At 71.8% G+C, this 6,569-nt stretch carries 7 protein-coding genes; 5 read left to right on the top strand and 2 right to left on the bottom strand.

The window, feature by feature from the left end; genetic code table 11:
• Positions 1-1,408 (top strand): LCP family protein (locus G3I42_RS17510; protein WP_239096520.1); only part of this gene is annotated, 1,408 nt, incomplete at its 5' end.
• 66 nt (positions 1,409-1,474) lie between these two features.
• Here the strand turns inward: G3I42_RS17510 and G3I42_RS17515 are convergent.
• Positions 1,475-2,023: an acyl-CoA thioesterase gene (locus G3I42_RS17515; RefSeq protein WP_164287049.1), complete on the bottom strand. Its 549-nt coding sequence runs from the start codon at positions 2,021-2,023 to the stop codon at positions 1,475-1,477.
• Between the two features lie 116 nt (positions 2,024-2,139).
• Here G3I42_RS17515 and G3I42_RS17520 point away from each other — a divergent pair, with 116 nt between their 5' ends.
• The 4 genes from G3I42_RS17520 (at position 2,140) to G3I42_RS17535 (ending at position 6,346) form a co-directional block, all read left to right on the top strand.
• Positions 2,140-3,474 carry an LCP family protein gene (locus G3I42_RS17520; RefSeq protein ID WP_164287051.1) on the top strand — a complete coding sequence of 445 codons (1,335 nt, stop codon included), beginning with the start codon at positions 2,140-2,142 and terminating at the stop codon, positions 3,472-3,474.
• A gap of 210 nt (positions 3,475-3,684) precedes the next feature.
• On the top strand, positions 3,685-4,500 hold the full coding sequence (locus G3I42_RS17525) for an SAM-dependent methyltransferase (RefSeq protein ID WP_164287053.1): 816 nt from the start codon (positions 3,685-3,687) through the stop codon (positions 4,498-4,500).
• A gap of 125 nt (positions 4,501-4,625) precedes the next feature.
• A complete protein-coding gene (locus tag G3I42_RS17530; RefSeq protein ID WP_164287055.1) occupies positions 4,626-5,468 on the top strand; it encodes an SAM-dependent methyltransferase in 843 nt (280 codons plus the stop codon).
• Positions 5,469-5,527: 59 nt separating this feature from the next.
• On the top strand, positions 5,528-6,346 hold the full coding sequence (locus G3I42_RS17535) for an SAM-dependent methyltransferase (protein WP_343244574.1): 819 nt from the start codon (positions 5,528-5,530) through the stop codon (positions 6,344-6,346).
• A 6-nt stretch (positions 6,347-6,352) separates the two neighbouring features.
• Here G3I42_RS17535 and G3I42_RS17540 read toward each other — a convergent pair.
• On the bottom strand, positions 6,353-6,569 hold a 217-nt coding region (locus G3I42_RS17540), incomplete at its 5' end, for a hypothetical protein (protein ID WP_164287059.1).

Raw genomic sequence — 6,569 nt, forward strand, 5'->3', positions numbered from 1 at the left:
TCGCCGCCGGGCGCTGCGCTGGGCGGTGCGCGGGCTGACCGGCTGCTCCCTCGCGGTGCTGCTCGCCGCGGGGGCCGGGCACACGCTGCTCAGCGGCGTCGACCACAAGATCGGGCGCGTCGACGCGTTCAAGGGCCTCGCGGGGCCCGAGCGCCCTGCCGCGGGGCACGGCATGAACCTGCTGCTCGCGGGGACCGACGAGCGCGCGCACCTCGACGAGGAGACGCGGCGCCGGTACCGGCTCGGCGGCGCGCCCTGCCACTGCACGGACACGCTGATGATCGTGCACCTGTCCGCCGACCACTCCCGCGCGAGCGTCGTCAGCCTGCCCCGCGACTCGTACGCGATGCTCCCGCCGCACGTCGACCGCACCTCGGGCGAGCACCACCACGAGCACCCCGTGAAGCTCAACGCGGCGTACGCGGAGGGCGGCCCGCAGCTCATCGTACGGACCGTCGAGAAGCTCACGAAGGTGAAGATCGACCACTACGTGGAGGTCGACTTCACGAGCTTCATGCGGACCGTGGACGCGCTCGGCGGCGTCGAGATCTGCACGACGAAGCCGCTCAAGGACTCGTACACGGGCCTCGATCTCGCCGCGGGCTCGCACACGCTCGACGGCGGGCAGGCGCTCCAGTACGTACGGGCCCGGCACGTCGACGCGGCGAGCGACCTCGGGCGCATGCGGCGGCAGCAGCGGTTCCTCGCGGCGGTCGTGGACCGCGCGACGAGCGGCGGCACGCTCCTCAACCCGGTCCGGCTGCACGAGGTCGCCAACGCGCTCCTGTCGTCGGTACGGGCCGACAACGGCTTCGGCACGGACGAGATCCTGGACCTCGCCCGCGCGATGCGCGGCTTCGGCCCCTCCTCCTCCGAGTTCGTCTCGATGCCGCTCGCGCCGAAGGGCCGCCGGGTCCCGCACGTCGGCGACACGCTGGTGTGGGACGCGAGCCGCGCGAACGCCCTCTTCACGGCCCTGCGCGAGGACCGCCCGCTGGCCGCCCACAAGCCGGCCGCGGGCCCGGCCCCCCTCCCGGTCGACGTCCCGCCGCGGCAGATCTCGGTACGGGTCCTGAACGGCACGGAGACCGACGGCGAGGCGGAGCGCGTGGCGAAGGCCCTGCGGGCGACGGGCTTCACGGCGACGGCGAGCGCGGAGCGGCCCGCCCAGGCCGCACGGACGACGATCGCCTACGACCCCGGCTGGGACCGCTCCGCCAAGAGCCTCGCCACCGCGCTGCCCCACACGCCCCTCGTCCCCCGCAAGGGCCTCGGCGCCACCCTGGAGGTCACGGTCGGCAAGGACACCCCGGCCGTCGCGAAGGTCCGCGCGGAGGACCCGTCCCAGGCCCCGAAGGAGAACGCGTACGGGGCGGTCCGGGGGGACGAGGTGACGTGCCCGTCGTGACGTGCCGCCTGTGACGGACCCGCGAGCCCTCCCGGCCCCTCCGCCGCCCCTCGGTCCAGCAGCCCCTCAGTCCAGCAGTCCCTCCGCCACCCGCTTCTCGCGCAGCTCGCGGATCGCGCGGCGGCGGGCGAGGCGGTGGGTGCGGCGGATCTGGGCCTCCTGGAAGCGGCGCTCGTCGGTGTCCGTCTCGGGGAGGACCGGGGGGACGGGGCGGGGACGGCCCTGCGCGTCGACCGCCGTGAAGACGAGGTACGCCGTGCCGACCTGCTGGCCAGGGGTCGACTCGTTCCAGCGCTCCGCCATGACCCGCACGCCGATCTCCATCGACGTGCGCCCGGTCCAGTTGCACTGCGCGTGGACGTGCACGAGGTCGCCGATGCGGACCGGCTCCAGGAAGACCATCTCGTCCATCGAGGCCGTCACCGCGGGCCCGCCCGAGTGCCGTCCGGCGACGGCGCCCGCGGCGTCGTCGACGAGTTTCATGATCACGCCCCCGTGGCCGGTGCCGTAGAGGTTCGTGTCGGTGGCGGTCATGATGTGCGAGAGCGTCGTACGGGAGGCCGAGGTCGGCTTGCCCGGGATCTCCGGGTCCGTACGCGGTGCCGGGTCAGTCATACCGTCCACTTTATGTCCGCCCGGACACCCCCGCTTTTGCATCAGCTCTGCAACAGGCCCGCCCCGATTCCTTCCCGCCCTGTATGGCGAGGCCCCGGGGGCGGCAGACTTGTCACATGAACGAGAGGCCGCAGAGCTGGGGCGGAGAGCGATCCGACAGCCGGGGATACGGACGCGGGAGCGCCGAGGCGCAGCCCGAGGGCGCCCGCTCGATGCCGCAGGTGCGGCGCGGCGGGCCCGGAGGGCCGGGGGGCCCGGCCCCCGTACCCCCGCAGCAGCAGTACGGGCAACAGGCCGGCCAGTACCCGCCGCCGGACCAGTACGGGCAGCAGCAGGGCCCGTACCAGGACGGCTACGGCGAGTACGACAGCGGCTACAACACCGGGCAGGTCTACGGCTCGCCCGGCGGCCCGCAGCACCCCGGCGGGCCCGGCGGCCCCGGGGGCCCGGCGCGGAGCCGGCCGGCGCGCCCCGCGCCGAACTGGCGCAAGCGCATCAAGTGGACCGCGATCGTCGTCGTGGCCGCGCTCGTCGTGACGACCGTCTCGACGTACTTCTGGGCGGACGGCAAGATCCGCCGCGAGGTCGACCTGTCCAAGGTCATCGACCGCCCGGACGAGGGCAAGGGCACCAACTACCTCATCGTCGGCTCCGACAGCCGCGAGGGGATGTCCAAGGACGACCAGAAGCGCCTGCACACCGGCTACGCGGCGGGCAAGCGCACCGACTCGATGATGATCCTGCACACGGGCGACAACGGGACCACGATGATCTCGCTGCCCCGTGACTCGAACGTCACGATCCCGTCCTTCAAGGGCTCGGACTCGGGCAAGATGTACGCGGCGCGCGGCGCGAACAAGCTGAACGCCGCGTACGCCTTCGACGGCCCCGAGCTTCTCGTGCGCACGGTCGAGTACAACACCGGGCTGCACATCGACCACTACGCGGAGATCGGCTTCGGCGGCTTCGCGAGCATCGTGGACGCGGTCGGGGGTGTCGAGATGGACATCCCGAAGGGCTTCAAGGACAAGAAGTCGGGCGCCGACTTCAAGGCCGGGAAGCAGACCCTCAACGGCGAACAGGCCCTCGCCTTCGTCCGCACCCGTTACGCGCTGCCCGGCAGCGACCTCGACCGCACGAAGAACCAGCAGAAGTTCCTCGCCGCGCTCGCCCACCAGGTCGCGACCCCCAGCACGGTCCTCAACCCCTTCAAGCTCTACCCCGTGATGGGCTCGGGCCTCGACTCGCTCGTCGTGGACAAGGACATGAGCCTCTGGAACCTCGTCTCGATGTTCTGGGCGATGAAGGGCGTCACGGGCGGCGACGGCAAGCAGATGAACATGCCGATCTCGGGCAGCGTCGGCGGCAACCTGGCCTGGGACATGCCGAAGGTCAAGCAACTCGTCAACGAACTGAAGAACGACGACAAGGTCACGGTCTCGGGCAACTGAACGACCGCCCGACGGCGGGGCGTTCCGGACGCGACACGGGTCCGGGGCGCCCCGCCGCCGGGTACGGGGCGCCGCGGGGCGGGTTCGGGGCGCTCCGTCCCGTACGTCCCCCCGCTCACGGCCCCCTCCTGCGTATCCTCGTCAACTCGCATACGCTCGGCGGTACATGATTCCTTCCGGTTTCTTCGTGACGGCATCTGGGGGCCCGGCATGACCGCAGCACAGCCCGAGGACGGCGAGCTCGCCATCGACACGACCCGCCCGCACCCGGCGCGGATGTACGACTGGTTCCTCGGCGGCAAGGACAACTACCCCGTCGACGAGGAGATGGGCCGCAAGGTCCTCGCCATCGAGCCCGGCACCCCGGTGCTCGCGCGGATGAACCGGGCCTTCATGCAGCGGGCCACGCGGTGGCTCGCCTCCCAGGGCGTACGGCAGTTCCTCGACATCGGCACCGGAATCCCCACCTCGCCGAATCTGCACCAGGTGGCGCAGGAGGCCGCGCCCGATGCCCGGATCGTCTACTGCGACAACGACCCGATCGTCCTCGCCCACGCCGAAGCGCTCCTGCGCAGCACTCCCGAAGGCGCCGTCGACTATGTCCAGGCCGATGTCCGCGACAGCGCGGCGATCGTCGAACGCGCCGCGAAGACCCTGGACTTCGCCAAGCCCGTCGCCCTCTCGCTGGTCGCGCTCCTGCACTTCATCAGCGACGAGGACGGCGCCCAGGACATCGTGTCCGGGCTCGTGTCGCGGCTCGCGCCGGGGAGTTACCTCGTGATCACGCACGCGACCCACGACTTCCGCCCGAAGGACGCCGAGCAGGTCGGTGCTCTCTACAAGTCGGGCTCCGCCTCCCTCCACACCCGTTCGCGCGCCGATTACGAGAAGTTCTTCACCGGCCTGGAACTGGTCGAACCCGGCATCGTGACCGGCGACGAGTGGCACCCCGAGCTGGGCTTCCCCGTCCCGGGTGCCGAGCACGCCGTCAAGGCCGGTTACCTCGCCGTGGCCCGCAAGCCGTGACGCCCTTCTCCCGGGTGCCGAGCACGCCGTCAAGGCCGGTTACCTCGCCGTGGCCCGCAAGCCGTGACGCCCTTCTCCCCACGAACGACGAACCACCTCTCATCGCACACGCCTTGGAGCCCGGCATGACCGAATCCGCCCCCTCCCCCTACATCGACACGACCCGCCCGCACCCGGCGCGGATGTACGACTGGTTCCTCGGCGGCAAGGACAACTACCCCGTCGACGAGGAGATGGGCCGCAAGGTCCTCGCCATCGAGCCGAACGTGCCCGTCCTCGCCCGCATGAACCGGGAGTTCATGCGGCGGGCCACGCGATGGCTCGCCTCGCAGGGGGTACGGCAGTTCCTCGACATCGGCACGGGCATTCCCACCTCGCCCAACCTCCACCAGGTGGCCCAGGGCGTCGCCCCCGACGCCCGGATCGTCTACTGCGACAACGACCCGATCGTCCTCGCCCACGCGGAGGCGCTGCTGCGCAGCCACCCGGAGGGTTCCGTCGACTACGTCCAGGCGGACGTCCGCGACAGCGCGGCGATCGTCGAACGTGCCTCCAAGTCCCTCGACTTCAGCAAGCCGGTGGCCCTCTCGCTCATCGCGCTGCTCCACTTCGTCGGGGATGGAAACCGTGTCGGGGACGGGAACAGCGCCGCCGGGGAGGCCGGTGCCCACGAGATCGTCTCCGGGCTCGTCGACCTTCTGGCGCCCGGGAGTTACCTCGTGCTCTCGCACGTGACCGCCGACTTCCAGCCCGAGAAGGCCGAACAGGTCGGCAGCCTCTACCAGTCCGGCACGGCCTCGCTCCACCCGCGCCCGCGCGCGGAGTTCGTGCGGTTCTTCGACGGCCTGGAGTTCGTGGAGCCCGGCATCGTCTCCGAGGGCGAGTGGCACCCCGAACTCGGCGAGGCGGTCCCCGGCGAGGAGAACGTCGTCAAGGCCGGCTACTCGGCGGTGGCCCGCAAGCCCTGAACCCGCCCGCCCCGCGCTCACCCCGACTCCCCCGTACCGCTGGAGATTTGGAGACCCAAGTGGCCGAAGCGACCCCGGACAGCCCCTCCCCCGCCATCGACACCACCCGCCCGCACCCCGCCCGGCTCTACGACTGGTACCTCGGCGGCAAGGACAACTACCCGGTGGACGAGGAGCTGGGGCGGAAGCTGCTCGCGGTCGCGCCCGGCATTCCGCTGGCGGCGCGGCAGAACCGTGCCTTCATGCACCGGTCGACGCGCTGGCTCGCGGAGCGCGGGGTGCGGCAGTACCTGGACATCGGCACGGGGATACCCACGGAGCCGAACCTCCACCGCATCGCGCAGGAGTCGGTGCCCGGGGCGCGCGTCGTCTACTGCGACAACGATCCCATCGTGCTCGCCCACGCGGGCGCGCTGCTCGACAGCACCCCCGAGGGCGTCGTCGACTACGTCCAAGCGGACGCGCGGGAAACGGACCTCATCCTCGAACAGGCCGCCAGAACACTGGACTTCGGCGAACCCGTCGCGCTGTCGCTCATCGCGCTGCTGCATTTCCTCAGCGACGAGGACGGGGCGGGCGAGCTGGTGGAACGGCTCGTCTCGGCGCTCGCGCCCGGGAGTTACCTCACCCTCTCCAACCTGACGGCCGACTTCGCCCCGAAGGACATGGCGAGCGGGGTCACCGGCTTCTACAAGTCCGGTGCCATGACGATGGAGTTGCGCGACCGGGCCCGCTTCACCGCCTTCTTCGACGGCCTGGAACTCGTGGCGCCCGGCGTCGCGGTGCTGGAGGACTGGCACCCGGAGTTGGGCGAGGTGGTACCGGCGGGCGAGGGCACCTTCAGCTCCGGGTACGCGGCGGTCGCCCGCAAGCCCTGACCCGCCTCACCGCCGCCACAGCACCACGGCCGTCATGTCCCGCGCGCCGCCCAGTGGTTGGCCGAGGAGCGAGACCGGTCCCGTCGGCGGTGGCCCCGGGGCCCACGTCGCCGCGAGCCGGGCGCGGGTGGCCGGGTCCGTGGGCAGGCGGCCGGTCGTGAGGAGCAACGCGCCGCCCGGGTGCGGGCCTTCGAGGAGGCGGGCGGCGGTGGCGGGGGTCTCG

This window comes from Streptomyces sp. SID11385, from assembly GCF_010548245.1.
Classification (GTDB): domain Bacteria; phylum Actinomycetota; class Actinomycetes; order Streptomycetales; family Streptomycetaceae; genus Streptomyces.